Origin of the sequence: Pseudomonas extremorientalis, from assembly GCF_001870465.1 — a bacterium.
GTDB classification, from domain to species: domain Bacteria; phylum Pseudomonadota; class Gammaproteobacteria; order Pseudomonadales; family Pseudomonadaceae; genus Aquipseudomonas; species Aquipseudomonas extremorientalis.
Window position 1 is genome coordinate 1 of the sequence record NZ_MDGK01000018.1, and the last position, 2,915, is coordinate 2,915.

Genomic DNA, 2,915 nt, shown 5'->3' on the forward strand with positions numbered 1-2,915 from the left:
CGCGAGCCTTATTACATCGAGGAGCAGAACCTGCGGTTCCAGGGGCAGTACCTGGATCGGGAGACGGGGCTGCATTTCAATACGTTCAGGTTTTATGATCCGGATGTGGGGCGGTTTACGACGCCGGATCCGATTGGGTTGGCGGGGGGCATCAATCTTTATTTGTATGCCGCCAATCCATATGGATGGGTTGACCCACTGGGCTGGAGCTGTACGTCATCCATAAACCGACGCATTGGACGCCTGAAAAAACAGGGATACCAGGACCACCACATACTGAGCGACAAGCATGCCAGTACTAAAAATCACCCTCTGCTTAAATTGGCAGGATTCGATTTGCAAAGTCGGCAAAATAAAATATTCCTGCCCAACAAGACTCGGGCGATGACTGACGGACGTCGGTCTATTCACCAAGGACGCCATGCAGCTAGGGTCAATCAAAACCTTGGGAGCAAAATGGATCGAGTACAAAAGGTTGGCAAACGTGAAAACTGGGATCAGGCCCAATACCGCAAAGCCCTAGATAAAATCGTGTCCGATGAGCGAAGATTACTCCGCTCTGGCGAGAGACAATTGAATAAAAATGCGCGCCCAGGCGCACATTATAATTAGGATATCTAGAAATGATCTTAAGCTGGAAAGCGCCTATCTATCACAGCGAAACACTGCTGGGCTCATACGATGCCGAGATCGGTTCGTATGAGACTGCGGGATCGAACTTTGATTATTTATCGCTACTGTCAGGCGAGCCTTATCCTGCCGACATGGATAGACCAAAAATATTTTTCCCATGCCAAAAGAAAAAGCTATTGGCGTATGACTGCTTATGGTTGTTGGGTGACATACCGTTGGTGAGCGAGAGGTTGGCAGATTTCCTCATGCAGAAAGCCAACCATCATATTCAGCTCTTGAAACCCGCTAGTATTGCTGCAAACGGAGAGGCCGTGGATGACGGCTATTACATCGTCAATGTTGCCCAAGCGATTAGCGCTGTTGATCACAGCAAGTCGGTACCGGAGCTCTCTGACAGTGGCACAATACTGTACTTCAATGAAATTTGGCTTCATGATACCGCCGCAGGAATGGATGGGATTGCCCGTGAGCGTGATTCTGGCGACCTTTTGATTTCCCAAGATTTGGCTGATGCCATGATAGAAAATCGGTTCAAAGGTGACAAAGGGCTAGGCTTCTACATCGCTAATCAATCATTTACCCCCTATAAAAATCAGGCATAAAGTTAACAATAAAGGGGACGGATCTATTTAATCCGGATAGGGACTACAAATAAATCTGACCCCTTAGGTCTTGTACCTAAAAGAGGCTGCTGTATGAAAACCCTCAAGGCACCCAAACCGGGTGATCTTTTCTACATCCCAGCCCTCAACGCTTCAGATGAGCCTGGCTTTGTGATTGCACGCTATATCGAGCTGATTCCTCCTGCGCTGGGACATTTGATTGAGGTTTTTGAGAAATTATATACACAAATCCCTACCTCGATCAGCGAGGTGGACACCTCAAAACGTTTGTTTCGACCGATTTTCTGCAGCATGCGTTTTTCAGATATCCCTCGCTGGAAGATTCTTTTCAGTGACCCGGACTACACGAAATCGACCTCTGATTATGACAGAATTCAATTCGCGTTTGAGTCAGAATTCTGGACTGGAGGCGTAAGCACGCCCGCATCTGAGGAACAGTTGGTAAATATTGAACCCTCAATTTGCTGGCGTATGCATCACATTATTTTCAGAGTAATTGCTCATCTGCGTGGGGCGCTAACGGAGGATGAGGCCATGGACTATGAGCACTTACCCGACGACTTACGCATTGATAGCGTTACCGCTTCAGAGCGCGTAAACAAGGCAGTCCTGCATACGCAAGAATTGTTTGACTCCAAATAAAAATAGATTGCCTACTCAACGATAAAGGCGATGGTGATAAAGCGATAAGGGGACGGATCTATTTAATCCAGATAGGAACCATGAATAAATCTGCCCCCTTTATCGGTTGTCGGAACGAAAGGATCGTTCAAAGTTGATACTAAAGGAAAGCTGGAGGTACCGTTAGGTGAAAAAGGCGCACAGCACAACGCAACCTTCAATCTTCTGATCTACAAGTGAATAACATGAGCCTAGAAATTCGTAAAAACATGGAAGTTGAACTATTGGAAGCGTTGTAGCAAATAACGCTTCCCAACGTCGACCTGAAGGTAAGCAAAAACAAGCTTTGCCTGCTTGTAGCAAAGAAAAAACTTGCAGACATCTACATCCAGCACTTGACCAAAGCCGATGGTTACTACGCTGGAATGGAAATATATACCTGTGAGGCATCTAGCTTTTGTATAGATCAATCCCCGCCGTATTAGAGTCGGCTGTTGAACGCATCATTTTTTTCGAAGACTTCCTTATCAGAAGAGACTAAACAGTTTGGCGACGAGATGGGCGGTATCATTAGAACGCCGTCGCCGCAAGAAATAAGCCAGACTGTAAAAAAATAACCGACCGTTTGAAGGCTTTTTACCTCCCAAAGGCAGAGAATTGCATCCTTGGCAAACGAGCACTAATTGAGGACGTATTGGCTGAGCCTGATAACTATGCATTCCCATTTCTCACCATCCTCTTTGCTGCCTACAAAAATAATCTGAGCCTGGATTCGGACGCACTAAAAAAAGCGCTCGCAACTAAATCCATTTTTGGAAACAAGCAGTTCGACCTGGCGTTAGCGAATAAAATTCTGAGTTAAAAATACAAATATTCCTCGCAGAGAAAAGGAAGTTCTTATTTAGTGCTAAAAATTTAAATTTTACGACGATGAGGCTATGAACCGCTGGCCCGCATCGACGGCCTTGGCCCGCTACAGAAGATTCGCTACTACCACAACGATCTGAATGGCTTGCCGGAACAACTGACCGAGGCCGA

General features: G+C 46.2%; 3 protein-coding genes. All 3 read left to right on the top strand.

All coding sequences use genetic code 11. The features are described from left to right. Positions 1 to 612, top strand: a 612-nt coding sequence (locus tag BFN10_RS09855) for an RHS repeat-associated core domain-containing protein (RefSeq protein ID WP_071489529.1), incomplete at its 5' end; no start/stop codon positions are given. 11 nt (positions 613 to 623) lie between these two features. Beyond that, on the top strand, positions 624 to 1,235 hold the full coding sequence (locus BFN10_RS09860) for an imm11 family protein (protein ID WP_071489530.1): 612 nt from the start codon (positions 624 to 626) through the stop codon (positions 1,233 to 1,235). 93 nt (positions 1,236 to 1,328) lie between these two features. Next, positions 1,329 to 1,898 carry an Imm26 family immunity protein gene (locus BFN10_RS09865; RefSeq protein ID WP_071489531.1) on the top strand — a complete coding sequence of 190 codons (570 nt, stop codon included), beginning with the start codon at positions 1,329 to 1,331 and terminating at the stop codon, positions 1,896 to 1,898. Positions 1,899 to 2,915 lie beyond the last annotated feature (1,017 nt).